The sequence below is a fragment of the Marinicauda sp. Alg238-R41 genome (genome assembly GCF_947331485.1).
GTDB classification, from domain to species: Bacteria; Pseudomonadota; Alphaproteobacteria; order Caulobacterales; family Maricaulaceae; genus Marinicauda; species Marinicauda pacifica.
Genome location: NZ_CAMZOJ010000001.1, coordinates 291812 through 318542 on the forward strand (window position 1 = coordinate 291812; position 26731 = coordinate 318542).

The 26731-nt window shown below is 64.9% G+C and carries 21 protein-coding genes and 1 tRNA gene; 10 read left to right on the forward strand and 12 right to left on the reverse strand.

All coding sequences use genetic code 11. The features are described 5' to 3' along the window. Positions 1-56: 56 nt before the first annotated feature. The gene (locus tag PGP17_RS01265; RefSeq protein ID WP_270373849.1) at positions 57-644 is read right to left on the reverse strand and encodes a phosphoribosyltransferase; all 588 of its coding nucleotides are present in this window, start codon (positions 642-644) and stop codon (positions 57-59) included. Positions 645-738: 94 nt separating this feature from the next. Here PGP17_RS01265 and hemN point away from each other — a divergent pair, with 94 nt between their 5' ends. Next, on the forward strand, positions 739-2124 hold the full coding sequence (hemN, locus tag PGP17_RS01270) for an oxygen-independent coproporphyrinogen III oxidase (RefSeq protein ID WP_270373850.1): 1386 nt from the start codon (positions 739-741) through the stop codon (positions 2122-2124). A gap of 36 nt (positions 2125-2160) precedes the next feature. Here the strand turns inward: hemN and PGP17_RS01275 are convergent, their stop codons facing one another. Beyond that, on the reverse strand, positions 2161-2562 hold the full coding sequence (locus PGP17_RS01275) for a MerR family transcriptional regulator (RefSeq protein WP_174234999.1): 402 nt from the start codon (positions 2560-2562) through the stop codon (positions 2161-2163). A gap of 76 nt (positions 2563-2638) precedes the next feature. Here PGP17_RS01275 and PGP17_RS01280 point away from each other — a divergent pair, with 76 nt between their 5' ends. The 3 genes from PGP17_RS01280 (at position 2639) to PGP17_RS01290 (ending at position 4670) form a co-directional block, all read left to right on the forward strand. Then, complete coding sequence (locus PGP17_RS01280; RefSeq protein WP_135944920.1) at positions 2639-3277, forward strand: cation transporter; 639 nt, start codon at positions 2639-2641, stop codon at positions 3275-3277. After that, positions 3274-3753: a methyltransferase family protein gene (locus PGP17_RS01285; RefSeq protein ID WP_270373852.1), complete on the forward strand. Its 480-nt coding sequence runs from the start codon at positions 3274-3276 to the stop codon at positions 3751-3753. The genes PGP17_RS01280 and PGP17_RS01285 overlap by 4 nt, the downstream gene beginning before the upstream one ends. A gap of 143 nt (positions 3754-3896) precedes the next feature. After that, positions 3897-4670, forward strand: coding sequence for a DUF2189 domain-containing protein (locus PGP17_RS01290; RefSeq protein ID WP_135944922.1), 774 nt, complete (start codon positions 3897-3899; stop codon positions 4668-4670). Between the two features lie 226 nt (positions 4671-4896). Here the strand turns inward: PGP17_RS01290 and PGP17_RS01295 are convergent, their stop codons facing one another. Next, positions 4897-5133 (reverse strand): zinc-finger domain-containing protein, encoded by a 237-nt coding sequence (locus tag PGP17_RS01295; protein ID WP_135944923.1) that lies wholly within the window; start codon positions 5131-5133, stop codon positions 4897-4899. A 161-nt stretch (positions 5134-5294) separates the two neighbouring features. Between PGP17_RS01295 and PGP17_RS01300 the strand changes: the two genes are divergently transcribed. Beyond that, positions 5295-6266 (forward strand): ABC transporter ATP-binding protein, encoded by a 972-nt coding sequence (locus PGP17_RS01300; RefSeq protein ID WP_135944924.1) that lies wholly within the window; start codon positions 5295-5297, stop codon positions 6264-6266. 62 nt (positions 6267-6328) lie between these two features. Further along, a complete protein-coding gene (locus PGP17_RS01305) occupies positions 6329-6700 on the forward strand; it encodes a hypothetical protein (protein ID WP_270373857.1) in 372 nt (123 codons plus the stop codon). On the opposite strand, the gene PGP17_RS01310 is transcribed toward PGP17_RS01305, so the two are convergent. Further along, positions 6697-8655 carry a potassium/proton antiporter gene (locus tag PGP17_RS01310; RefSeq protein ID WP_270373858.1) on the reverse strand — a complete coding sequence of 653 codons (1959 nt, stop codon included), beginning with the start codon at positions 8653-8655 and terminating at the stop codon, positions 6697-6699. The two genes, PGP17_RS01305 and PGP17_RS01310, sit on opposite strands and share 4 nt — an antisense overlap. A 90-nt stretch (positions 8656-8745) precedes the next feature. On the opposite strand from PGP17_RS01310, the gene PGP17_RS01315 reads away from it, so the two are divergent. Next, a tRNA-Arg gene (locus PGP17_RS01315) sits at positions 8746-8822 on the forward strand. A gap of 147 nt (positions 8823-8969) precedes the next feature. On the opposite strand, the gene PGP17_RS01320 is transcribed toward PGP17_RS01315, so the two are convergent. The 3 genes from PGP17_RS01320 to PGP17_RS01330 form a co-directional block, all read right to left on the reverse strand. After that, a complete protein-coding gene (locus PGP17_RS01320; protein ID WP_270373859.1) occupies positions 8970-10232 on the reverse strand; it encodes a serine hydrolase domain-containing protein in 1263 nt (420 codons plus the stop codon). 94 nt (positions 10233-10326) lie between these two features. After that, positions 10327-10821 (reverse strand): anthrone oxygenase family protein, encoded by a 495-nt coding sequence (locus PGP17_RS01325; RefSeq protein ID WP_270373860.1) that lies wholly within the window; start codon positions 10819-10821, stop codon positions 10327-10329. A gap of 540 nt (positions 10822-11361) precedes the next feature. Then, complete coding sequence (locus PGP17_RS01330; RefSeq protein ID WP_270373861.1) at positions 11362-14448, reverse strand: TonB-dependent receptor domain-containing protein; 3087 nt, start codon at positions 14446-14448, stop codon at positions 11362-11364. 150 nt (positions 14449-14598) lie between these two features. Here PGP17_RS01330 and PGP17_RS01335 point away from each other — a divergent pair, with 150 nt between their 5' ends. Then, positions 14599-16335 carry a sensor histidine kinase gene (locus PGP17_RS01335; protein ID WP_270373862.1) on the forward strand — a complete coding sequence of 579 codons (1737 nt, stop codon included), beginning with the start codon at positions 14599-14601 and terminating at the stop codon, positions 16333-16335. Positions 16336-16338: 3 nt separating this feature from the next. After that, positions 16339-17094, forward strand: a complete 756-nt coding sequence (locus tag PGP17_RS01340; RefSeq protein ID WP_135944931.1) for a LytR/AlgR family response regulator transcription factor — start codon at positions 16339-16341, stop codon at positions 17092-17094. A gap of 181 nt (positions 17095-17275) precedes the next feature. Here the strand turns inward: PGP17_RS01340 and PGP17_RS01345 are convergent, their stop codons facing one another. The 5 genes from PGP17_RS01345 to PGP17_RS01365 all read right to left on the reverse strand — a co-directional run bounded on the left by PGP17_RS01345 (position 17276) and on the right by PGP17_RS01365 (position 25307). Next, entirely contained in the window at positions 17276-18079 is an 804-nt protein-coding gene (locus PGP17_RS01345) for a class I SAM-dependent methyltransferase (RefSeq protein ID WP_270373863.1), read from the reverse strand. A gap of 299 nt (positions 18080-18378) precedes the next feature. Beyond that, a complete protein-coding gene (locus PGP17_RS01350; protein WP_270373864.1) occupies positions 18379-19602 on the reverse strand; it encodes an MFS transporter in 1224 nt (407 codons plus the stop codon). A gap of 154 nt (positions 19603-19756) precedes the next feature. Then, positions 19757-21121, reverse strand: a complete 1365-nt coding sequence (locus PGP17_RS01355) for an efflux transporter outer membrane subunit (RefSeq protein WP_270373865.1) — start codon at positions 21119-21121, stop codon at positions 19757-19759. Next, on the reverse strand, positions 21118-24225 hold the full coding sequence (locus PGP17_RS01360) for an efflux RND transporter permease subunit (protein ID WP_270373866.1): 3108 nt from the start codon (positions 24223-24225) through the stop codon (positions 21118-21120). Before PGP17_RS01360 ends, PGP17_RS01355 begins: the two co-directional genes overlap by 4 nt. Then, positions 24222-25307: an efflux RND transporter periplasmic adaptor subunit gene (locus tag PGP17_RS01365; protein WP_270373868.1), complete on the reverse strand. Its 1086-nt coding sequence runs from the start codon at positions 25305-25307 to the stop codon at positions 24222-24224. Before PGP17_RS01365 ends, PGP17_RS01360 begins: the two co-directional genes overlap by 4 nt. Before the next feature lie 213 nt (positions 25308-25520). Here PGP17_RS01365 and PGP17_RS01370 point away from each other — a divergent pair, with 213 nt between their 5' ends. Next, entirely contained in the window at positions 25521-26543 is a 1023-nt protein-coding gene (locus PGP17_RS01370; RefSeq protein ID WP_270373870.1) for a helix-turn-helix domain-containing protein, read from the forward strand. The last annotated feature ends 188 nt before the right edge of the window (positions 26544-26731 follow it).

A 26731-nucleotide genomic window follows, 5' to 3' on the forward strand; every position in this document is an offset into this window, starting at 1 on the left:
GCATACTGGCATGCGCGCGGGCCCAACACACGTGCCAATTAGAGATTTTTTAAGGGCTATTTGCGGGCGATCCGGCGGCGGCGCTCCGCCGCGTCGGCGAATCCGGCCGGCACACGCTTGTGCTGTGCGATCTCGTCCGGCGTCAGGCCTTCCAGCTCGTGCGGGAAGACCAGCCAGCGCGCCGTCTCGTGCACGTAATAGTCCGGCGCCAGTTCGGTCTCGCGCCGCGCCGGCTTGTACCAGACGCAGGCCGTCTTTACCTCGCCCGGCATCGCCGGTCCGCAGACTTCGCGAAGCCGCCCGATCAGCGTCTCAAGACTGTGTCCCCGGTCGAACACGTCGTCCACGATCAGCAGGCGATTTTGCGGGGTGAGGCAGTCGGCCAGATATTCCAGTCCGTGTACGGAGACTTCCCGGCGCAGCTTGTCGATCGAGGCATAGGCCCGCGTCCGCACCGCGATATTGTCCGCCTTGATGCCGTGATAGCGGAAGGCCTCTTCCACCGCGACCGCCACCGGCGCGCCGCCGCGCCAGACGCCGACCAGGTGCGTGGGTTCGAACCCGCTCTCCAGCACGATCTGGGCGAGGGCGAACGCATCGGCGAGCAAGTCGTCGGCGCTCAGGAAGAGCTTGTCGTCAACCATGGCGCCATATGCGACGGCTCACGGTGCGAACACAAGATGCCGCGCGACACCCTGTCACCTTCGCGCTGCTTTTTTCCGCGGATAAACCCGCACCATGAGCAAGGTTATCGAGTTTCGCCCCGCCCCGTCCCGCGATTCCGGTCATCGCCGTGAGACGCTGCTGCGCTTCGCGGCGCGCCACAGCCCGCGCTATACCAGCTACCCGACCGCGCCCCATTTTCATGACGGCGTGACGGGGGAGACGGTCGCGGGCTGGCTGGAGGCGCTGCCCCCCAACGAGGCGGTCTCGCTCTATCTTCACATTCCCTACTGCCACACCCTGTGCTGGTATTGCGGGTGCAATACCACCGCGACCCAGAAGCGCGCTCCCATCGCGGCCTATGTCGATCCGCTGCTGGCCGAGATCGACCGCATTGCCGACCGCCTGCCCGCGCGCATGCGCGTCTCCCACCTCGCCTTCGGGGGCGGCACGCCGACCATCCTCAGCGAACGCGATCTGGACCGGATCATGGCGCGCCTCCACGCCCGCTTCGATCTGGAGGCCGGCGCCGAAATCTCCATCGAGATCGATCCGCGCGAGTTTGACACCACGCTTGCCCCGGCCCTCGCCGCGCACGGCGTGACGCGCGCCAGCACCGGCATTCAGACCTTCGACCTGAAAACCCAGCGCGCCATCAATCGCATCCAGTCGCTCGACATCACACGGCGCGCCTTCGACCGGCTGCGCGAAGCCGGCATCGCTGACATCAATGCCGACGTGCTCTACGGCCTGCCGCACCAGACGTGTGAGTCCAGCGAAGCCACCGCGAAGGACGTGCTCTCGCTGGAGCCCTCGCGCCTGGCCGTCTTCGGCTATGCCCACGTGCCCCACATGAAGGCGCATCAGCGTCTCATCCCCGACAAGACGCTGCCCGGCCCGGCCGAGCGCCTGGACCAGGCCGATGTGATGGATGACGTGTTCTGCACCGCCGGGTTCGAGCGGGTCGGCATCGACCATTACGCGCGCGTCGATGACGCCATGGCGCTCGCCAGCCGGGCCGGCACGCTGCGGCGCAATTTCCAGGGCTATACGACCGACCGGGCCGAAACCCTGATCGGCATCGGCGCCTCCTCCATCTCGCGCACGCCCTCAGGCTATGTGCAAAATCACACCGGCGTACGGATGTGGCGCGACAGCCTGGACAAGGGCGAACTGCCCGTCGCGCGCGGCGTCGCGCTCAGCGCCGAAGACCGGTATCGCGGCGCCATCATCGAACAGCTGATGACGCAATTGTCGGTCGATCTCGACGCGGTCAGCCAGATTCATGCCCGCCCCGTGCCCGATGTGGATCTGAGCGAGCTCGAAGCGGCCGGCATCGTGACGCGCACCGGATCCCATCTCGCCATCCATCCCGATTACCGCCCTCTCGCGCGCCTGGCCGCCGCCGCCTTCGACACCTATCTGACGGGCAGCAGCGCCAGGCACTCGGTGTCTGTCTGAATCGCGACTGCCGTCACGTATTGAGCAGACCCCGGCTCAGGAGCCGGTCAGCGCCTCCAGCACGCGGCAATCGGCAGTCCGCCCGCCTTCGCAATCGGCGATCATGCGGGCCAGCTCGGCGTCCAGCGTTTCAAGCCGGCGAATGCGCGCCTCGATCTCCGCTTTCTGGCGGCGCGCAATCGAGTCCGCATTGCTGCAGGACTGCTCGGGATAGCGGGCAAGCTCGAGCAGCTCGCGAATGGCATCCAGTTCGAAGCCAAGCCGTCTGGCCTGCCGGATGAAAGCCAGCTGATCGCGCTCTGCCGTTGTGTAGCGCCGGTGTCCGCTCGCGGTGCGGGCGGGCCGGGCCATCAGGCCGATCGTCTCGTAATAGCGGATCGTCGTCACCTTCACCCCGGTCGCGCGCGACAGGGCGCCAATCGTCATCTCGCGCACCATGAAAATTTCCCCTTGAATCTACAGCCACTGTAGAAATTAGGGTGGCGACCGGATTTTGGAAAGAGGAGACGCACCCATGAGTGGATGCGGATGCGACCCGGCCGTTTTCGACGGTCAGTCGCGCGCCTACCGGCGCGCCCTGATGGCGGTCATCGCCATCAATGCGGCCATGTTCCTGGTCGAAGGTGTCTCCGGCTTCGCAGCCGGATCGCAGGCCCTGAAGGCCGATGCCCTCGATTTTGCCGGCGATGCCGCGACCTATGCGATCAGCCTGGCCGTGATCGGCATGGCGGTCACGATCCGCGCCAGCGCGTCCCTGATCAAGGCGCTGTCGCTCGGCGTCCTGGCGCTCGCCATCGTCGCGTCCTCCATCGCACGCCTCTTCTCGGACGGCACGCCGCAGGCAGAGATCATGGGCCTTGTCGGCTTGCTGGCCCTGGCCGCCAATCTGGTGAGCGTTCTCATCCTGCTGCGCTGGAAGGATGGCGATTCCAATGTCCGCTCCGTCTGGCTGTGCTCGCGCAATGACTCCATCGGCAATGTCGCGGTCATGGGCGCGGGCGGGCTGGTGGCCCTGACCGGATCGGTCTGGCCGGACCTGCTGGTCGCCTTCGCACTCGCCGGTCTGTTCCTGCGCTCCGGGGCCGCCATCGCCGTGCAGGCCTTAGGCGAGTTGCGCGATCCCCGCAACGCGGGCACCGGGGCACCGCAATGACCCGGTTTACCGCCGCCTATAACCGCATCTTCGGTTCCGGTCCGGCCATCGCGCTAGCCGGCGCGGGCGCCCTGCTGATCGGACGTGGGCTGGCACGCCTGACGCCGGGGCTCTCCCTGCCTGTCCCCTTTGCGATGCGTGTCGGCATTCTGGTCCTGGCACTCGGCCTCGGCGCGGGCCTGATCGCATGGAGCGTGCGCACGCTCACGCCTGAAAGACGCGGGCGGGCACTGGTCACCGGCGGCCCGTTCCGCTTCGTTCGCCATCCGCTCTACGCCGCCTTCCTGTCCATCCTTGCTCCCGCCCTCATCCTTGTGCTGGCTCACCCGGCCTATCTCGCGACGCTGGTGCTGGCCCATGCCGGCGCCCATCTCGTCATCGGGCACGAGGAGGCTCTGATGGAGGAGTGGTTTCCCGACAGCTACCCGGCCTATCGCCGCCGCACCGGCCGTTTCGTGCCGCGCCTGGCCGGATAGGGCCGACACACAGCCCAGGCCTGCGATCCGCTCGCGTCCGATCGATCGTTCCCGGACGAGACGCGCCGTGCGCATCCGGCGAATTGACGCTCCGCCCATTCCCGCACATCCTGTAGGGATAAGAACATATGGGGAGGAGCATCATGGTTACTCTGGACAGCGTGCGCCGGGACGCGCCCTGGGCGTGGCTCAAGGCCGGCTTCGCCGACATGATGGCGAGCCCGGTCATCTCCATCGGCTACGGGATCGCCTTCACCGTGACCGGTCTCCTCATCACCGCCGGCCTCTGGTCGGTGGGTCAGGCCGCGATGGTGCCGGTTCTCGCCGGCGGTTTCGCGCTGATTGCGCCCGCCTTCGCGGTCGGCATTTACCGTATCAACCACGTACGCGAGAGCGGTCAGACGCCGCGCCTGCTCGATTTCTGGAGCCTGCCGCCCGGCCGCATCGGCCAGCTGGCCCTGCTCAGCGTCCTGCTGCTGGTCTTCTTCCTGACCTGGGCGCGTCTGGCGCAATTTCTCTACGCCGCCTTCACGGTGGGCAACACCATGCCGCCGGGGCAATTCCTGCAATTTGTCCTGACCGATCCGACCGGACTTGCCCTGCTTGTCGTCGGAACGCTCATCGGCGCGGCGCTCGCTTTCGTGACATTCGCCGTCTCCGCCCTCGCCTTTCCGATGCTGACCGATCAGGACGTCGACGCGGTCACGGCGGTGGTCGCCAGCGTCAAATCGGTCCTGGCCAAGCCCTTCGTGATGATCACCTGGGCCTGGCTGATCGCCTTTTTCGTGGCCGTCGGCAGCGTGGTCTTCTTCATCGGCCTCGCCATTGCCTTCCCCTGGCTCGCCCACGCCAGCTGGCACGCCTACAAGGATTTCAACCCCAGACCCGAACCGGGCGCCAGCGCGGTGAACGGGTAAGGCGCCGAGCACCCCGCCTGAAACCCCGGGCGGAGCGCAGCGAAGACCTGAGGATCTCGGAGACGGCGGACATCGCGCGCGACGGGGCTGCCGTGCTTAATCCCCGCCGTGCTGTCACGCTCCATACTGCGCGCCGGTTGCTTCCCGCTTCTCGCGCACGAGCCGGGGCAGAATGAGAGTCGTGGTAGTAGTAGGAGTCGGTAAAGCCGTGAGAGTCCGGTCTCGCTCAGCGCTCGTCGGCGGGCCCGGCTTCGAGGATGAAGCGGCGGTCGCAATAGCCGCACTCGACAAAGCCGTCATCGCCCATCTCGTAATAGACGCGCGGATGGCCGAGCGCGCCACCGCCCCCGTCGCACATCACGCGATGGTCACGCGTGTAGATCGTTTCCGGAGCCGGAAAGCCGGTCGCTCCGGCGGCCCGGGCGCGCGCTTCAAGGTTCGGATCGGTGGGCAGCTTGCTCATGACAGGGGCCGTGCTCTTCATGTTCGCCAGGGTGTGCGGGCCATGGACGCGGCTGGCCGCGCCCCTTAAGTTCACCCTCGTGATTAGGTCGGCTGCGCGCCTGCGTCAACGCGTGCGCGCTCTTCCGCTTCCACTTCTCAGACCCGTTCAAAGGACACGCCATGTCTTCTACCCCGCCCGATTACGCGCTCGAGGCCGAGGGCCTGCAGAAGACGTATGCGGGGTCGAAGTCGAGTTCGCCCAAACACGCGCTCAAGGGCGTGGACCTGAAGGTGAAGCGCGGCTCCATCTTCGGCCTTCTGGGACCGAACGGGGCGGGCAAGTCGACCTTCATCAACATCTTTGCCGGCCTGGTGAACAAGTCGAGCGGCACCGGGCGCATCTGGGGCATCGATATCGACCGCCAGCCGCGCCAGGCGCGCGCCGCGATCGGCATCGTGCCGCAGGAAATCAACATGGACGTGTTCTTCACGCCGTTCGAGACCCTGGAATTGATGGCCGGCTTCTACGGCGTGCCCAAGAGCGAGCGGCGCACGGACGAAATTCTCGAGGCGGTGGGCCTGGCCGACAAGCGCGACGCCTATGTGCGCATGCTGTCGGGGGGGATGAAGCGCCGCCTGCTGGTCGCCAAGGCACTGGTCCACAATCCGCCCGTCCTCGTGCTCGACGAGCCGACGGCCGGGGTCGATATCGAGCTGCGTCGCCAGCTCTGGGAATATGTCGTCGAGCTGAACAAGGCCGGGACGACCATCGTGCTGACCACGCACTATCTCGAAGAAGCCCAGGAGCTGTGCGACGAGATCGCCATCATCAATGAGGGCGAGGTCGTGGCCTGCGAGCCGAAGGACCAGCTCCTGCGCCGGCTCGACCGCAAGACGCTGGTGATCGAACCGGTCAATGCGCTGAGCGAGGTCCCCGAGGTTTTCGCCCGGCTGCCCCATACCGAGGTCTCGATGCGGGGCGGGGCCATCGCCATCACCTACAAGTTCGGCGAGGTCTCGGTCGCCGACCTGATCGAGCGCTTCCGCGAGACCGGCAACCGGATCAACGATCTGCGCACCGAGGAACCCGACCTGGAAGATGTCTTCCTGTCGCTGACCTATAACCGCGCCAAGCCGGACACGGCGGCCTGACGCCAGGCGTGGCGGGGCCTCCTGTCTTGTTTTTGCCCCATCGGGCGCGCAGACTCCCGGTCATGACACGCTTTTTCCGCCGTCTGGCTGCTTTCACGATCGCGCTTGTGACCTTCGCGGTCGCGCTTTTCCTGATCCTTCAGCTCGAACCGGCCTCGCTCGGCGGCTGGGTCCTCCTGGCGGTCCTGTTCCTGGGTGCCGTCGCCGGCAGCCTCTATGCCTACCGCGCGCTGATGGGCAGCGATTTTGCCCCCGGCATGGTCTCGCCGGACGGACAGGATCGTTACGCGCCGGGCCTGGCCTTCGGCGCTTCGGCGGGCCAGTCGCGCCGCCGGCGGGACGACGGGGACGAGGATATGGATGCCGCGGCCGGCTCGCGCGGGGGTGACGCGGGTGACGATCCCACCGGGGCAGGAACCGGGGCAGGGCTCTAGTCAGCCGGAACGGAGTCCAGCACGGCGCGCACCTGTTGGATGTAGGCGGGCCCGTCTGCGGCATAGGCGCCCAGCGTCCCGGCCAGAGCTTCAGCCTCGATCGGACCCGGCCCGGCCCGCATCTCGGCGCGTTGCGCGCGGAAGGCGGAAAAATCGGGATGGGTGTTGAGCAGTTGCGCATAGTCGCTGGTGGAGAGCGACAGCGTGGCAAAACCGTCCAGCCCGCCGGCTTGCCCGAACAGCGCATTGCGCTCGATCGCCTCCCGGCTGCTGCCCCAGCCGGTCGCCAGCGCGGCCTGCGCCACGGCCAGCCGCGGCGGGATGATGTCGACACGGGTCAGCAGGGCATCGAGGTCGTCATACCGGCCGCCATAGGACCGCGCGAGCTGCTCGCGCTCGGCCTGCTCGGACAGGGACAGCACCCGGCCTTCGGCCTCCCACTGGATCAGACGGCGCAGGGCCGTCCGGTCTTCGCGGATCTGGGCGTTCTCCGCCGCGATCAGGCGCAATACGAGGTCTGTGAAGAGCGGGCGGCGCTCCTCGAGGGGCAGGTCCGGCCAGTCGCCGGGAAGGCGCTCGACGCGGATGCCGGCCTCGAGATCGGACCGGGCGAGCGCCTGGCGCAGCTCGCCGACCGTCTCGGCTTCGATGACCGTGCCGCGCTGGTCCAGAATGCCGGCCCCGATATACATCGCGGCGGCCATCGCCACGAACCCCCCGGCGGCAATGCCGAAGGCGCGTACCGCGTGCCGGCGTGAGCCGGCGAGCCGGGGCGGTGCCACCTTGAACAGGCGGGTGACCGGTCCGGCCGTCCAGCCCTGGATGACCAGTGAGGCCAGCACCACCGCAAATGCCGTGGAGAAATAGAGATTGGCGTTCTCCACCCCCGCGATGACCGGGAAGCTGCCCAGGAAGATCGGGACCGCGCCGCGCAGACCCATCCAGGCGATGAAGGCCCGCTCATTCATCCGGAAGCGTTCGGGCAGCAGGAGGAGAAGCACGGTCACCGGACGCGCAATGAAGATCAGCACCAGCGCCAGCGCGATCGCGGGCAAGGCGACCGCCGCCGCATGGGAGGGCACGACGAGCAGGCCAAGCATCAGGAAGAGCCCGATCTGCGACAGCCAGGCCAGACCGTCGGAAAACCGCTCCGTCGCGGCCTTGGCCGGCCCCGCACTGACACTGCGCAGGGACACGCCGGCCAGGTAGGCGGCCAGGAAGCCGGACGCGCTGATCGACTGGGCCAGGGCGAACAGGAAGACCGCCGCCGTGACCGAGAAGATCGGATAGAGGCTTTCGGGAAGATGGACGCGCCGTTCGACCAGCGCGATCGCCCGGCCGCCGAACCAGCCCACCGCCGCACCGACGGCCAGCGCCCAGATGATGGAGACTGCCATCACAGCAATGTTGGCCGCGCCTTCTGTGGTGAGAACCTGGACGCAGGCCGTAACCAGAATCACCGCGACCGGATCGTTGAACCCGGATTCAGCTTCCAGCGTCGTCACGACCCGCTGGCGTGCCTGCATCTCCCGATTGCCGATCAGGGCCAGCACGGCTGCGGCGTCAGTAGACGACACGATAGCCCCCATCAACAGGGACTCCACCCAGCCAAGGCCGAACAGGAAATGGGCCGCCACTGCGGTCAGTCCCGCAGTCAGCAGGATGCCGAGCGTGGCCAGGGAAAGCGCGGGGCGCAGGACCATGCGCAGGCCCCGCAGGCGTGTGCCCAGCCCCCCGTCGAACAGGATGAGCGCAAGCGCCAGCGACCCGAAGAGATAGGCCTGGTCGTGCGCGTGAAAGTCGATCTGCCCCGGTCCCTCCACCCCGGCCAGCATGCCAAGGCTCAGGAAGACCAGCAGGAGCGGCGCCCCTGCCCGGCTCGTGGCCGCAGCGCCGGCAACCGCCAGCAAGACCAGGCCCGTGGCGGCCAGAAGAATGAAATCGGCATTGTCCATCGCGGCGCACTATGGCCTGCGCTGCCCATGGACCGAAAGGGATGATTGAACCTTGCCGCGTGCGCCTGTAAGACACTCGCCTATATCGCTGCACCCATAGCTCAGCTGGATAGAGCGCTGCCCTCCGAAGGCAGAGGTCCCAGGTTCGAATCCTGGTGGGTGCGCCATATTTTTCTTTCGGGTATAGTTTTCGACAGGGCGCGGATCGGCGATCGGCTGGTGCGCGAACTGCGCGCACCGGGGCCACGCGCCGATCCGGCTCTAGGCGGCCCGCCCTCGAAAATGGACGGGCCGCGCTGCACTCAGCTGACGTTTCAAGCCCTGGGCTTCCTCGAGCCACGCCAGCCGATCCAGGCGCCGCCAATCAGGATGAGCAGTGCGCCGCCCGCGATCCAGAGCAGCATGCGCTCGATGGCAAGTGCGAACATCAGATTGTCCACCTTCCCGGTTTTCCAGAAGACCCACTCTCCGGCGAGCCGGGTTGCGAGGAGCCGGCTTCCCGTTTCCAGAACGACGATCCCGTCGCCGGTGGCCGGGTCGAACCTGGCCGCGGTGTTGATGGCGGGTTCGTTGTTTCCGTCGTGGCCGATGATATGGCCGCCGTGTCCGTTGGGGGCGTAAAGCATCACGCCGAGCCCCCAGATGTCCGCGCCCAGTTGCGAGGCGTGCGGCGTGCGCATGAGTTCGAGGGTTTCTTCGGAGAGCACGTCCTGGCCGTCCTCGTCCGTCTGAGCCTCAATGAATCGGGCCATGTCCGCGGTCGTGGTAAAGAGCGAAGCCGCGCCCAACGCTGTATAGTGGCGATAGGGCTCGGTCGCGCCTTCAGGCGTGTAGTTCTCCGCAAAACCCAGATCCTGCGCCCGCGCGTAGTCGAACGTCGTGCGGTTCATTCCCAGGGGCTCGAAGATGCGCGCCTCCATGAACTCGCTGAACGCGTCCCCGGAGACTTCCTCGATCACAAGCTGCATCAGCGTGTAGCCTCCGCCGGAGTAGTCCCAGCCCGAGCCGGGCTCCGCGCCGATACGCACTGCCCCGTCATTGCCGGGCGAGGCGTCTTCGGCGCGCGTCAGGGACTCCTCTAGTGACTGCACGTCGCCGGCGCTGTCGAAACCGTCATAACCGAGCCCGTCTGAAAGCCCGGCAGTGTGGCTGAGCAGCCGCCGGAGCGTAACGCCGGAAGGATCGAACTCGCTCTCGGGAAGCGTCCAGCGGGTCAGATAGGTTTCGACCGGCGCGTCGAGATCGACCGCGCCCTCTTCGGCCAGAACCATCACACCCCAGGCGGTGAGCCACTTGCTCAGCGAGGCGACCTGGAACACGCTGTCTTCATCGACGGGCGCGCCGGCCGAAATGTCGAAACCACCCGCCCGGTCGCCGTCTTCGATCAGCATGAGGCTGAGAGTGCCGACCGATTCCTCCTCGGCGAGGCGCCGGGCAGCCGCGACGAAGGCGTCGGGCGTGTCCGAGCTGGCGAGGGGCGTTCTGATCCAGCCCTCACTCACGGAAAAGAACACTAGGACCGCCCAGATGAGGGCAGCCACAAGGGTTCCGACCGCGAGAAATATGAGCCTGAGCATGGAAGTCTCCTATTCGTCTAATAAGTGCGTTATGTCGTGGCGGCGCAGCGATCGAGGCGGTCGCGTAATGTCGTCGCGAGATCCCGGCTTTCTTTCATTCCGTCAGCAGCGCGACGCCGGTGACCAGGTAGAGGCCGGCGGTGAACAGGCTGCCGAGCGTGCGGATGTGGTTCAGCCGCGTCCAGACCCGTCCGTATTCAGACCAGTATGCCTCGGTCTCGCCCGCGTGGGGGTCCAGGCCGGCAAGCCGGTTATTCATCGGTACATTCCCGAAGACCGTGACCAGAAAGACCATCGTTGTGTAGACAAGCGCGGCGCCGAAGGAGGAGATGCGCGCGAGGCCGTCGAACGCGCCGAACCCGTAGATCGCGAAGCCGATCGATATGGGCGGGATCAAGAGAATGCCCGCGACGAATTGTGTCCTGAGAACGGAAACGTTGATCTGCTGCATCGCATCCACGCCGCTTGCCGGCGCGGCGCGAGACAATGCGCGCATCACAAACTCGGAAAAGGCGGAGAACACGCCTGCAATGACGGCGGTCCAGAGCGCAAGAAAGAGACTGAAATGGACCGGCCAGTCATCGGTCATGGCGCAATATCCTTCTTGGGCTGCGCGACCGGCCGCAACGCGAACATCTAAGGCCGGTAAGATCGGTGCTGCCGGAGGGGCGAACCCGCTCCCCTGCGAGTCTCGTGACAGGAGGACAAGCATTGTAAAGCACAATGTCTGAATAGAGAAATGCCGCATTTCCGGGTGGCCGGCGCTATTCTTGCGCGGGCCCCTGGGGATTGTGGTTGAACCAGCTTGCCCGGACGATCGTCCGTTCAGCGTGTCTCGCAGGCCCAGTCGAAGGCGGGCATGCTGGAACGTGAACCGATCCGGACCGTGCAGCCGCTGGCCCGCAGCCTTTCGGCAACGCGGCGTCCAGTCTCTTGCCGGAGGCGCCGATCACGACTACCGGCCCGTCAGACGGCCCGGAAGGGGTGTTGAAACCCGCCACATGGTCCTCTTCGATGATTTGACCGAAGACGATACGCAGATCCGCAGGCTGCCGGGGCGAGCGGGTAAAAAAAGGGTGGGAACTTGCGTTCCCACCCTCGCCCCCTTTGTGGTGAGGCAGTCAGGCGCTCAGTATCGCAGGACGATCTGACCGAATACGCGCCGGCCCACGACGTCGAACAGGGACGGATCGGTGCCGGACTGCACGTTCGGCGCATATTCCGGGGGCTGCTCGTCGAACAGGTTGTTGATCCCGAGGCGGACCGATGCGCCCTCGGTGACTTTCCAGGTTGCACCTACGTCCCAGTACCAGATCGCGTCGGTTCCGGTGAACGAGGTTTCACCCGGGAAGATCACGTTCGCGCGGTTCTCCATCGAGCTGATGTACTGGCCACGCAAGTCGAACTCGAAGTCGGATACCGACCATCTTGTGTTCCACAGTGCCTTCCACTCCGGGAAGGACGTGCCCAGCCCCTCGCCGAAGAAGGAGGCCGTGCCGGAGAAATCCAGGACCGGAAGGTCGGACAATTCCTGCTGGTTCCACTCCAGAAGATGGGTCAGGAGCAGCTGGGTCTGGATCGAACCGGCCCAGTCGGGTGCTCCCATCCAGTTCAGGTCGAAGCCGTAATTGAACTGGAAGTCGAGCCCTGAGGCTTGCTGCGTGCCGCCATTAACCCCGGGGAACAGACCGTTCGGATCGTTGGGATCGACCAGGAAGAAGATATCCCCGCCACCGCGCACAATTGTCTGGCAGCTTGAATAGCCGGCGTCATAAGCTTGGTTATTGCCATAGTAGTTATAGCAATCAGCGACGAGCTGGTTCACCCCCGGCGACAGGATGGGCGAGCTGATATCGATATACCAGTAGTCGATCGAGCCTTGGAACCGCTCGGTCCACTGGTTCTGGACCGGCGCGGAGAACACGACCCCGAGCGTATAGGTATCAGCCGATTCCGGATCGAGGTTGGTATTGCCCGATGTCGTGACGGAGGCTTGGGTACCGGGCGTCTGGGCATAGAGATCCGGCGCCGCCACGCCTGTTGCCGCACACAACGCGCGAACCTGGGCGCTATCCGCGCCAGTCCGGGCCTGGGTGGTGACTGAGCACGGGTCGAAGTACTGCGGAGCTGCGCCGCCGCCGCCGAACAATTCACCGAAGTTCGGTGCCCGTACGGCCTGCTGGTAGCTGGCACGGACCCGCGCATAGTCCAGAGGCGTCCAGCTCAGCTCAGCCTTGTAAGCGCTGTCTTCGCTGCCGCCGGTATCACCGGTGATCCCGTCGGTGAATTCGGACCGGGAGAAGCGGTAGCCCAGCGTGAGTTCCAGGCTCTGCGCCCAAGGCTGATCACTGGCGAGCGGAATGAGGGCCTCGCCGAAGATGTCCTCGAAGCTGTTGGTGCCCGAATTGGGATTCTGGGCGTTGAAGCCGGAGATCGGACCGCCGCCCGAACCCGGGTCGAACGAGAAGTCGAACCCGCGATACTCTGCACCGAGCACAGTGGAGACCGTACCGGCAGGCAGTTCCAGCAAATCGCCGGTCACGTAGAGCTGAGCGACAGTCTGGGAGAACTCGGTCGTGGCGGTCGAGCTCACCTCCAGATAATCGATACACTCCTGAGATAGCGGTTGCCGGCCGAACGGGTTGAACCCGCCCGAGCAGATGGAGTCTCCGCCGTCGGCCGCTTCGAGCAGTATCTGAAGCCGGTTTGTATCGATATTGCCTTGCTGGGTCCGGTCGATCTCGGTGTCGCCTTCGGAGACATAAGCGTTCCAGCGCCACCCCGACGCACCGATCGGCCCGGAAACGCCGAAGGTCACATTGCTGACCGTGTTCTCGAAATTGGATTGGCGCAGTCCGGCCGACAATGTGCGCTGGCGCATCTGGAACGGCTCGTCTGCCCCGGATCCCACGAGATTGGGATCGTCGCCGGTCCGGCTCGCCAGGATAAGCGCGAGGTCGGCGGGAATGAACGGGTTCGTGACCGGAATGATCAGCTGGTTGGCAACCGACCGGCCCGGCTCTATCAGCGCGGAGACCGCCTCGATCGCGCTATTTTCCCCCGGCGGACGGATTCTCACGGTGGGAATCGGCGTCGGTGCGAGCGCTTGCGCGGAGCTGTACTGGCTATAGGTCACGTTACCGAAGACTTCGACGTCGTTGTCGAAGCGGTATTCGGCCTGCCCCATGAAGCTGTCGCGTTCCAGCGGCAGGGTAAGCAAATTCACGAAGTCGAAATTGTATGAGTAGGCGTCCGGAAAGATGTTCTGGTTGACGTTGCCGTCGATATCGTACCGGAAGTTCTCGACATCGGACGGGTTGTTGAAGACACCGGCCGAGAAAAGCGTGCCGTCCAGGTTGAATCCAAAGCGATTGCCGGCAGATACCCCGCCCGGCGCGACGCCATATCCGGCGAAAACCGCGTCCACCGCCGCTTCGGTTGGCGCATTCGCCGCACCGAACAGCAGCGAGCCCTCCGGGAAGAAGCTGGTGGTAGACGTGGCCTGTTCGGCAAATGGACGCTGGCTCTTGATCATCCCTTCACGCACAGACCGCTCGATCGCAAGCACGGCGTTGCCCCGGTCACTGCCAAAATTCCCGCCGACCACGCCGGAGACCGAATACTCCTCTGCATCCCAGTATTCAGTAGAGTTCTCATAGCTGACACGTAGATCCATGCCCTCGAAATCATCCTTGAGGATGATGTTGACTGCCCCGGCCACCGCGTCGGCGCCGTAAACAGCGCCTGCGCCGCCGGTCACCACTTCGATCCGGTCGATCAGGGCGGCGGGGACTGTGTTGAGGTCGACCGTCAGGCTCGCGGCAGACGGCATCATGCGGCGGCCGTTGAGCAGGACGATATTGCGGTTGGCCCCGAAGCCGCGCAGGTCGACATTTGCTTGGCCGCCATTGCCGGGGTTGTTAGAGGTGGTGGTGCCCGCCGGGTTCACCTGCGGCAACGTGTTCAGATACGTGTCCACGGTGATATCGGCGTTCGCGGTCAGCGCGTCGCCCTGGATTGTGACAACCGGACTGTCCGCCGCGAAGTCCTGGCGCACGATCCGCGAGCCCGTGACGATAATGCGGTCGGACGCGTTGGCGCTTTCCTCCCCGTCTTCGGCTTCCTGGGCGTAGGCGTGCCCGGCGGCAAGGCTCGCGGCTGCGGCTCCGCCGAGCAGGATGGCCCGCAGGCCCCGCTTCTCAAATAAGGATTGCATCGTATTCAGTCCCCCGTTCTTGACATAAGGCGCAGCGCGCATGCGCCGCGGGACGGCGCCCGCCGTCCGTGTCCTGAAACTGTCACGGGAGTGTCGCGAACCGCGCGGGTCTTGCGGCAGGACGTTGGCCGAGCGCGACAAACGGCGCGCTTGGCTGAGTTCGTGCCGGCTCTTGCGATGAACCGCGCCTGGCGCGCGACCAACAGCAAGCAGGCGCCTTCCCAAGGTCCGGTGTCGCGCGTCTATAGTGTCGATATGACAACACTGGACCTCCCATATGAACGCTCGCCGGGCACAGCCTCGCAGGGGGCAGTCGCACGCTGGCGGACAATTGCGATCCTTACCGCTGTGGTCTGGGGCGCGATGGTCGCACTCTCGGTACTCGGCTCGCTCCACGCGATCCAGGCTCAGGATCTTGCGGTCGGTCTGATCTGGCGTCCGATAACGGCAGATGTGTTCGGCGCCGTATTGAGCGCGACAACCGCATTCGGTCTTGCCGGATTGCGGCGCTACTCCATCCTGGCACGCGCGGTCACGGCAGTTGCGGCAAGCCTTGCAGCCTCCGTCATCTTCTCGTTCGTCTCGATCGGCCTCATCGAGCCGCTCGCCGGGCCCAGCTTCCTCCAGGCTGGTTTCGGGGCGCGGCTGATTCGTATGGCCTCCCTGCATGTCTGGGTCTTCGCTGCCTACGCCGGGTTCTTCCTTCTCCTCGACCAGGAAGAGCCTCGGAACATGGGCGGGGCTTCAGCGGCGGCTGCCGAGACACTCCGGCTGGGCTCACAAGAGGGCTATCCTGGCCTCGACGCGCGCTGGTTCTGGACCTTCCAGACCGCGTTCTGGTCGGCACTTGCGCTGTTCTCAATCGCCAATTCGATCAATCTTGGCGACAGCCCGACCCAGGCTTGGCGAATCCTCCTCGCCGAGGCCGGCGGCTTCGCAGTGACGGGACTGGCTCATTACACCTTGCTGCGTCCGAGCCGCTTGTGGTCGCTGGGCCGACGCGCCGCGCTCGCGCTTACAGTCTCGGTTGCGACCACCGCGGCCTATGTGCTGGGTATTTTCGTTTCCTATTTCATCATCGCCCCGGTCGAGGGGCCTCCGTCGCTGGCGACCGGCGAGATCACAAGGCTGGAATTCTTGCTGATGTCGGCGCCGCGGTGGATGTTCCTCAACTTTCCGGTCTTCGTCGGCTGGTCGGGCTTCTATCTGGCGCTGGACAGCGCCCGCCGGCTTCGTGCGCAGGAGAAGCGGCTCTACGAGTCCATGATGCTGGCCAAGGATGCGCAGGTGAAGATGCTGCGCTTTCAGCTCAACCCGCACTTCCTGTTCAATACGTTGAATGCGGTCTCCAGCCTGTTGCTGGACAAGCGCACCGAGGATGCCGACGCGATGCTCGGCCGTCTCGCCCGCTTCCTTCGGTTCGCGCTCGAAGTCCTGCCTGACGATGAAACGACACTGGAGGACGAAATCGCTGCGCAGCGGCTCTATCTGGAAATCGAACAGATCCGGTTCGAAGAACGGCTCCAGATCGAGTTCGATGTGGAAGCCGGTTGCCTGCCTGCTTTGGTGCCGACCCTGATCCTGCAGCCATTGCTGGAGAATGCGGTCAAGTACGGTGTTTCGCGTTCTACACGCCCGGTTCATGTGCGTGTGTGCGCGCGCCGAATTGATGCAAACCGCCTTGAATTGTGTGTGACCGATGACGGGGGCGGGATCGCGCATCCCGTGAGTTCGGGCGGCGGTGTCGGTCTCGCGAACGTGGCAGCGCGGCTGCGTACGATCTACGGGGCTGAAGGCATGCTCGACTCCGGCCCAATGGAGGGTGGAGGCTTCATTGCCCGTATCGTGCTGCCTTTCGTCACCGTCTCCGAAGCCGCGGAGAGCTGAGCCATGCGCGTCCTGATCGCCGACGATGAACCGCTTGCCTGCCGCCGCCTTGAGATTCTTCTCTCGCGCCGTGCCTGGGTCGAAGTGGTCGGTAGTGCTCGCGACGGCCGGTCGGCGCTGGAGGCGATTGAGACGCTCGCGCCAGATGCAGTGCTGCTCGACATTCAGATGCCCGGGCTGGACGGCCTGGAGCTCGCCGATTTGATATCCCGGCGCGGCAATCCGGTGTCAGTGGTGTTCGTCACTGCCTACGATGTCTTCGCAGTGCGTGCCTTCGAGGCGAATGCCTCCGATTATCTGCTCAAACCGGTTGAGCCTGACAGGCTCGACCAGGCGCTCGGCCGCGCCCGCCAGAACCTTGCCACACGCGATGCTCAGGCCCGGGCGGACGAGCTCGAGGCGCTTGTACATACATTGCGCGGCGAGGAGGCGGCGCTCTGGGTGAAGGACCGTAGTGGCCGGGTGCGCATAGATCCCGCTCGAATGGACTGGCTGGAGGCAGAAGGAGACTATGTTCGTCTCCATGTCGGGGCGCAATCCTGGCTCCATCGAGCGACCTTGACGGGTCTTCTCGAGACGCTCGACCGCCGCCTTTTCATTCGCGTGCATCGCTCGGCTGCGGTCAATTTGTGCAGGATTGAACGTCTGTCGTGCGACGCTGGCGGAGCAAAGCGCCTTCATCTCGATTGCGGGGCGCAGGTCCGTATCGGGAGAGCCTACGAGAAATCGGTTGCCGAGGCGCTGGCCCGAACTCGATGACAGGTGGGGGACGGCGGCCTTGTTGCCAACCGCCGTCCCCCGGGTTGGGATTTTATCGATCTTGGGGTCGATCGATGCACTCACGCTGCGCCTTGCCCCGGCGCGGCGCACGCACTTTGCGGCAAGAGGCCACTCAGATGCGATGAACGACGCCGGGCCAGCAGAGCGTGCGCGCAACTGGCTACGCCTGCATGATCGCCCACATATTGTCGTTCGTCGGCAGATTGGCGCTCGGCACACCCTGGACCGAGTATCCGGCCCGGCCGCCCATGTCGGCGAGGCTGTCCCAGGTGAAATAGTTGACGTGATCGGGCAGGCGTACACCGCACCAGCCCCGTCCCATCACCGCGGCGTTCCACGAGCCGTAATTGGGGACTTTCACGATGACCGGGGCGCCGGGTTTCATTTTCGGCTGGAGCGCTTCCAGCACTTCGAGGGGGCGGGTATCGTGCTCGAGGTAGGAGTTCAGGATTGCACCATCGAAAAAGCCGTCCTCGAACGTCCCGATACCCGACAAGGAATCGGCGGAAACGCAATGACCGCCCCGTCCTGCAAACGCCTTGTCGGCCGCCTCGGCAAGGACCGGCGCGATCTCGACGCCAAATGGCGTGTAGGCTTCGGAGAGGGCCATCGCGTGGCGGCCGTCCCCGCAACCGAGATCGAGCACATTTCCTGACCCGATGGCCTTTTCCAGGAATTTGCGGCTTTCAGGCCGCTCGAACATGTGCAAGCGCCACCGCGTCTTTCGGTCGAACCATTGAAGCACCGGCTGTTCGGCCTTGCGTCGCACCGATTCGGTTTCGACTGTCTTGTCCCAGCTAAACTCGGCCATCAGCTGTTCGAGGGCAGGCGGATTCTGCAGATAGACAAAGCTGCAGAATCCGCATCGCGCCACCCGCCAGGGATCACGAGAGATGCGTTCCGCGGTGTAGCCTTCCGAGTTGCAGACCGGACAGGCGCGCGTGGCGTTTTCATTCGTGATCACGGGGATTTCCTTCGCGATACGGGGGAGAGGTGACGGTGTGACGCGGACGAACAGAGCGTCTTTGGCGCAAGAAGAGCGTCCGCGTGCGATTGGCCGGCGCGTACCGATCAGATCGCTCTGCGCTTACTCCTAGCAGACGGTATGGTTCGATGGAATGGCGCCTTCTACTGCGCCCATGCAGGCCGGCCGATGCGTGTCCGGGCGGCAACGCGTACTTTCTTCCGGCGCGACCCCGGCCTGAAGCAGACAATCGTGTTGGAGAATGCCGTCTTGATCGGCGAGCCGACCCGGGCCGGATATCAGCCTGGGCTCGGCGCAGTCTTGAACATGAGCGCCACGAGCGAGAGGGCGGACGCGGCAAGGCCTGCGAGGCCCATGACTGCGGCAATCGTGGCTACCCCCAAGTCCGCGTCGAATGCGCCGCCGACAACGGCTGGGCCCGATGCGGTTCCCACCACCATCAGCATGACTGCAAGCGACCGGATCGTACCCATGCGCTCAACGCCATACACTTCTGCCCACATAGCCGCTACCGACGTCTGGGATAGCCCGGCCGAGGCACCCAGAAGGCCGAGGAATACTGCCAGCATGACCGGATCAGAAGCGGTAGCGAGGCCCGCCAGCCCGAGGAAGAATGGCAGGTTCATTGCCGGAAGCATGACCTTCGCGTTGAAGCGGTCGATGATCCGGCCTGAAACGATCAGCCCCAGGACATGACCTCCGGCGAAGACAAGAAATCCCGGGCCGATCAGGCCGATGGGCCATCCCTTGGAAGTCGCCAGGGTCTGGACGTGAAAAATCAGACCCGTCGACGCGAAGGGCAGGTACAGCACCACCGGCAGTACCAGCCAGAAATACGCGCTCGAAAACAGGATGTGGGCTGCGCTGGCCAGTCCGCCGCGGCCTGTGCGTTCGGTGGCAGTGACGTTCGGGGGCGCACAGAAGCGCTGCTGGTCCTTGAGCAGGACTAGCAGCGCTGGGGTTGCGATCAGGAGGACGCCTAAAGCCACCAGAAGATAGCTCTGGCGCCACCCGAACCCGGCAATCATGGCGACTCCTGCCGCCGGGGTCAGCGCCTCCGCGAGTGGAAAGCCGAGCGCGACGAGCGCCAGTGCCCGCCCGCGCCACGCTGTAAAGAAGCGCGCCGTCGAGGTTACGGCAATATGCGACATGAGCCCTTGGCCGGTGAGGCGAAGGCAAAGGAGGCCAAGGAGCAACATCAGCGGTCCCTGGGCCAGCGCCGTAATGATGCAGGCAACCGTGAGCCCCGACAGCGATAGCGCCGTGTAGCGTTTCAGTTCGAGATGATCGATCCAGCTTCCCGCAAGAGGCAGGAGGCCGGCAGCGCCGAGAGTCGCCGCCATGTATACAAGTCCGAGTTCGCCTGCAGTGATACCCGCAGCCTGTGCCATCGAGCTGGTGAATGCCGCGATGAAAAATGTCTGTCCGGGGCTGGAGAGGAAGGCGCAGAGAAGCGCAAAGACAAGCACCCGGCGGTGCACAAGTATTTCCGGCGCGATCATGCCAAGCCCGCCTGCCCGAATCGGGATTTCAGGTCACCAGTCTGCATCAGGATCCCTTTCCTTGCGGCACCCCAAATCGATTGCGATCCGACCGATGCGTCGAGCCATACCGCTCACACTGGGAGGGTCTTGGTAAAATTGTCGTGGCGTCTCGTCAGACGGGCGTGTGATTGACGCCGAGTGCGGTTTGCAGGGCGATGACGGCTCTGGCCAGCTCTGCGCGCGAATTCACATAGGCTTCCCGGCTGTCTATGAGCGTGCGTTGCGCGTCGAGAATGTCGATGAAGGTGGCCAGACCCTCGCGATAGAGGGCATTGAGCTGGTTGAAAGCGGACTCACTGGCCTCCACGGCACGAAGCAGTTCGGCCCGGCGCGCTTCCAGCGCCCGGATGGTGACGAGCGCGGTTTCCACATCGCTCAGGGCCAGGAGGAGGGTCTGCTCGTAATCGGCCAATGCCGCGGCTGCGCGCGCCTCGGCCGCCTCGATATCCGCGCGCCGGCCGCCTGCATCGAGAAGCGGAATGTCCAGTATCGCGGCGATTCGGGCAACGGCATTGTTTCCGAGCGAACCTGCATCCCCGAGATGCGCGCTGATGCTTCCTGGCAGGGCCAGGCTCGGATAGAGGTCTGCCGTCTCGATCCCGATTTCGGCTGTTGCCGCCGCGAGCTCGGCTTCGGCGGCGCGGATATCGGGCCGGCGCCGGATCAGTGCTGCCGGGACGCTCACATCGACCGACGCCGAGTAGGTGGGGATTTCTTCGGTGTCCGGCGGCGACCAGACGCCGGCACGCGCCCCGGTCAGAACGGCCAGCGCGTTGGCTGCGTCGGCGGCCGCAATGTCCAGCGTGCCGCGCTGGGAGCGGGTACGCGCGAGATCGGCTTCCGCACGGCGCACTTCAAGCTCGGCCGACAGTCCCACCTCATAGCGCTGCTGTACGATCTCCAGCGTCTGGCGCTGCAGGTCCAAGGAGGTTTCCAGAAGGTCGAGGCGGGCCCTCGCACGCGTCAGCTCGACATACTGATTGGCCACAGCTGCGCCGGTAAGGCGGCGCACATCGACCAGGAAAGCGGCTTGCGCCTGCGCCGTTCTGCGGGCGGCTTCCACAGCGCGCCGCTGGCGTCCGAACAGATCGGGCGTGAAGGCGAAGACACCGGTGACCGTGGCGGAGTCTTCGCCGGCATCGCCATCAAGCTCGCCCGATGTCTCGGCGCTCAGCTCGCCGTCCAGCTGGGGAAAAAGGCTGGAGCGTTCGGCCCGGATAATTGCGCGGGCGGCATCCAGGCGGGCGAGCGCCGCGCCGATCTCGCGATTCTCCTCGAACGCGGCCTGCATGAGCGTATCCAGCTCCGGGTCTTCAAACCCGGCCCACCAGGGGGTCGGCCCCGGCCCGGTCTCGTCGATCTCGACCGAATACGTGTCGGGCCACGCGAAGTCCGGCCGCTCGTAATCGGGACCGACAGTGCAGGCTGCTACCGCGAACCCTGCCGCGGCAGCCGGGAGTAGACGGGAGGACGTCATTGAGCCGGCGCTCCTTGCGTGTCTTCAGCTTCTTCAAGCTGGGTCTTGAGCTTTTCCAGATCGAAGGTGCGCGGCGTGCTGAAACGCGCCAGGCCGAGATAGACCACCGGGGTGAAAAAGAGGGTGAACAATCCGGCCAGGCCCAGCCCGGCGAAGATGGTCCAACCGATGGCGGCGCGCGCCTCGGCCCCCGCGCCGCCGGAGACGATGAGCGGGACTGCGCCAAGCACGGTGGAAATCAGCGTCATCGCGATCGGGCGAAGGCGCACGCGCGCGGCTTCCTCGATCGCCTCGCGCACCGATTTGCCGTCCGCACGCAATTGGTCGGCGAACTCGACGAGCAGGATGCCGTTCTTGGCCATCAGCCCGATCAGCATGACCAGACCGATCTGGGAATAGATGTTGAGCGACGTCCCGGTCAGCAGGAGGGCGTAAACGGCTGCGGCCAGGGCGAAGGGCACCGTGAAAACGATCACGATCGGGCTTGTCAGGCTCTCGAACTGGGCAACGAGCACCAGGAAGACGATGACGAGCGCGAAGACGTAGGTGAGCAACAAGTCGCGCGACGTCTCGCCCAGCGTCTCCGCCTCGCCCTGCAGCAGCATTTCGATGTCTTCGGGCAATGTCTCTCCGGCCAGGCGCTCGATCTCCGCGACCGCATCGGCGAGGGCTGTCCCGCTCGCAATGTCGGTTTCCAGCTCGATCGAACGGCGCTGTTCGGTGCGATCAAGTTCGGCGGCAACGCCCTGCTCGACAATCGTGGTGAGGCTGGAGATCGGGACCAGGTCTCCGTTCTGCGAACGAACGTACAGATTGCGCAGGTCTGCCGGGCTGCGGATCGCGCCGGTAACCGACTGGAGATAGATCGGGATGGCCTGGTCGCGAACGTTGAGGTCGACCAGGTCGTCGCCGTCGACCATCACACGCAGCGTTGCGGCCAAATCCTCCAGCGACACGCCGAGATCTGCTGCCCGGCGCCGGTCGATCTGAAGCGAGATCTGTGGCTGTGTCGGCTGGTAGGACAGCTCGGGATTGGACAGGATATCCGATTGTGTCTCGACCGCAGTGACGAGGGCGCGGGCCGCCGTGTAGATCTCGTCATACTGGGCTCCGGTCAGGGCGACCTCCAGCCCGCTGCGCCCGCCGCCGACATCCAGACTGCCGCGCCCGAACACCGAAACTCGCGAGCCAGGAATCCGCGAGAGAGGCTCTTCCAGCTCCGCGATCAAGTCCTGCTGCGAGATGTCGCGCGACTCCCAGTCGGCCAGGCGCACGGTCATGCCGATCCGGTTGAGATCATAGCGCCCGATGACGGTGAATACGGACTCTATCACGCCACTATCGAGATAGGGCTGGAGGACCGCCTCGATCTCGACGGCTTCCTGCTCCATGTAATCCAGGCCAACCCCGTCCGGCCCGGTCGCAAACACGCTGATCTGGCCGCGATCCTCCTCAGGCACCAGCTCGCGCTCGAGCGCAAAGACGCACGCGACAGCCCCGGCCGCAAGCGCAACCGCGATCGCCGTGGTCGCCCAGGGCCGGCCGAGGGCGAGCGAGAGCACGGATGCGTAGCGCGCATTCAGCCAGCTGCCGACCCGGTCGAGGCGCTTGCCAACGCCTTTCGGTTCGCCCGACAGGGTCAGGCGCGCGCCCAGTGCCGGCACCAGGCTCAGAGCGACGAAGGAGGAGATTGCGACGGCAATGGCGAGCGTGAAGCCGAATTCGCGGAACAACCGCCCTGCCGTCGATGGCAGGAAGGAGATTGGCACGAAGACCGAAATCAGCACGGCGCTGGTCGCGACGACCGCAAAGAAAACCTGCCGCGTGCCCAGCACCGCAGCGGCTTTGCGCCCGATCCCCTGCCTCTGAAGACGCTGGATATTCTCCAGCACGACAATGGCATCGTCCACGATCAGCCCGGTGGCGAGCACCAGGGCGAGAAGCGTCAGAAGGTTGATGGAGAACCCCATGGCCCAGATACCCACCACGGCGCCGATAAGGGCGGTCGGAATGGCGGTCGAGGGGATGAGCGTGGCGCGCGCCTTGCCGAAAAAGATCCAGATCGTGACCATCACGATGGCCACGGTGATGAGGAGTGTGATCAGGACTTCGCGAACCGATTGCTTGATGAAGACCGCGTCGTCTGAGGTCACGACAAATTCCAGATCGTCGAAGCGCGCGTTGAGCTCGCCGACGATCTCGTTGGCGGCGTTGGAGATTTCGATGGTGTTCGATTGGGCCTGACGCACGATGCCCAGCCCGATGATCGGGCTGCCATCCAGCCGCACGAAATTCGTGGCGTCGGCGGGGGCGAAGAAAGCCTCGGCGACATCGCCCACGCGCACCTCGTCACGGATCAGAACCTCCCTGATCAGTTCCGGGGTGCCAGCCGTGGCCTCGGCCCGGACAAGCAGGGATTGCTGAGTGGAGGCAAAGCTGCCGACGGGAACATCGTAGGGCGCCTGGCGCAGCGCATCGGCGACGTCGGTGACGGTCAGGCCAAACCGGTTCAAGCGCAGCGGATCGATGACGACACGAAGCTGGCGTTCACGCGTGCCGAACAGATTGACGCTGGCCACACCGTCTATGGCCAGGAATTCCGGGACAATGTCGTTCTCGATGCGCTCGGTCAGGGCCTGGACATCGTATTCGTCGGCCAGCACAGCGATCTGCATGATGGCGGAGGCATCTTCGTCGGCCTTGACGACAACCAGTTCGTCGACCCGGTCGGGCAAATCCTCCTCAACGCGGTTGACGGCTTCGCGCACATCCGACGCCGCTGTATCGAGGTCGATACCGGGATTGAATTCTACACGGATACGCGAGCTATTTTCTTCGCTGGCCGAACGAATTTCGCGAACTCCGGAGACCCGGGCCACGGCGCCTTCGAGGAGCGAGGTCACTTCGGAGTCCACCGTTTCCGGGGCGGCGCCTGGATAAGTCGCATCCACCGATACGACCGGGCGGTCGACATCGGGCAATTCGCGCACTTCGATACCGAAAATCGCTGCCAGGCCCGCGATGATGATCAACAAATTCATCACCCCGGCCAGCAAGGGGCGCTTGACCGCCAGTGCGGGCAGGTCGGAAAGACCGGTCTTCATTGCGAGGCCTCCCCGGTTGCATTCAGGACGGGTGAGCCGTCGTCGGAGACCGGCGTGACCGGCGTCCCTTCACGCACTTTCTGCACGCCCTGATCGACGATCAACGAGCCTTCTTCGAGTTCACCGCGGACCAGCACGTAACCCTGTTCGCGTGAGACGATGGTGACCGGAACGCGATGGGCCTGCCCGTCGCGCACTGCCCAGACATACGAGCCTTCGCCGCCCCACAAGATCGCGGCCTCCGGGATGGCAGGATAGGACTGGCCCGGAATGGAGAAGCCGACACGGAAACTCATGCCGGGCCGTAACAGATCGTCGGTGTTGGGAATGGCCGCGCGCACGGCAAACGTGCGCTGAACCGGGTCGATCTGGGAGTCGATGGCGCGAATTTCGGCCTCTATCGAGCGGTCCGGCCCGGAAAACGGACGGGCCTGGACCGTGTCAGACATCGAAATCTGCGAGTAGACCTCTTCGGGAACGGCGAAATCGACCGTGAGAACGGACCGATCGTCGAGCCGGGTGATGACGGTCGTGGATGTGATCCGGACCCCGGCATCGATATCGGTCAGCCCGACATGGCCGGAAAACGGTGCGCGGACTGTGCGCTTGCGCAGAGCGAGCTGGGCTTGTTCGAGCTCGATGCGCGCCGAATCCAGGGCGGTGCGGGCCTGATCGATCTGCGCCGCGGACACTGCGCCTGTGCCCTCAATTCTCTCGTAGCGTTCGAGGAGCTGCTCGGCCTGAGCGACGGCGACGCGCGCCAGGCGCACGGCCAGCTGCTCTTCCTCGCTGTCGAGCTCTGCCAGCGTCTCGCCTTCCTCGACATAGTCGCCGGCCTCGAAGGCGACGCGCGTCACCTCCCCGCTCGTTTCAGGATAGATGATTGCGCTTTGCCGGGCCCGTGCGCTCCCGACAACCTCGATGCGCCGGTCTTCCTGGCGGTAACCGATCTCATGGGGAACGATGCGCACGTCCTCGGGCTCGCGCGCCGCCGGTTCCTCTTCCGCACACGCGGTGAGTCCGGCGAAAAATCCCAGGAGGGCGAGGCGTACGAGCTGCTTGGGGCCGGCGCGATAAACCATCGGCGAGGACGTCCTTTCAACTGGAGCGCTGCGCAAGATAGGCCGGGCGCGCCGCGGACCAAACCCGGCCCCTTCAGCGCGCGGCGTTTGCTCCAACGAACCGGCGGCATTCCGGCTTCAGATCAATCCTCGTAATTTGTTCTCGCTAGCGAAAAATGTTAAACTTTAAACCATTGGGCGATAAGGGAAGTAGCGAAGGCTAAAGGGGGGAATGTGGCCGCACGTTCGCTATTCGACACACGCGTGATTGCGGCCTCCCAGCGCTTTGGCGCATGGAGAGAGAGCATCGGCGTCATATTTGACGTCAATCCGGGCCAGACCTACGCGCCGGAGGAGTTCGATGCTCGCGTCGAGAGCCTGATGTTCGACGGTCTGGTCATGAATCGCTGTCAATCCAGAGCACAATCCTTCGATCGTCCTGTCTCCCGTTTCGCTGCGGACGGACTCGATCACTACATGATCCAGCTACTCCTGCACGGCGGGGTAACCATGTCCCGCGGCCGGCGGACACTGCGCGCGCGAGCCGGTGCGGTTATCGGGTTCGATCTCGCCGATGTGCTGGATTCGGCCAATGACGACTTCGACGTGTTGAGTCTTTTCATCCCGAGGCGGCGTCTTGCGCCGCTGCTGACCCATCCAGACAGCCTGCACGGGAACATGATCGACACCGGCGCGGGCGCCGGGCGCTTACTAGCCGACTACCTAAGGTCGATATATCAGACAGCGCCGCAGATGGAGGAGGCGGAATGTGCCGTCACGGCAGACGTCTTGCTCCGCCTCATCTCGATGGCATTCAACGCCGCCGACATCGAGGACACTGACCCGCCCGACTGGGCCGACCAAACGATCCTGGTGAATGCCAGGACCGTGATGCGTGATCGCCTGCATGACCCCGATCTGGGGGTCGAGGACATTGCGAAGCGCCTCGGAGTGTCGCGAGCTAGGCTCTACCGAGCTTTCTCCAATACAGGCGGAGTCATGGAAACGCTGCGCGAGAAGCGCCTCAGGCGATGCTTCACCGATCTGGTCTCCCCCAGCCAGGCTCACTACCAGATTGCCGAGATCGCCTATCGATCGGGGTTTTCCGACCCCGCATCGTTCGCGCGCGCGTTCAGGGCGCGGTTCGGGATAAGTCCGAGTGAAGCGCGTATGAGCAGCCACGCGCGACACAGCCTGAATGCAGGCTCCGGTGCCCTGGACCGGTCCTATGAGGCATGGATCGCGTCGATCGGCTAAGTCCGAATGCCCCGGTTGAGCCGGGCCTATTGCGCACCCCTTCTTTGACCCATGCGTCCTCGCGCTCGAGAGGCGTTCTCGTGCCGCGTGGCAGGCTATCGGCCGATGCCGAGAGCGGGACGCAGTGCGCGATCCCCGATACTCGACATGTAAGCTGCCTGCACGGCTGAGACGGATCGCCAAGCCAA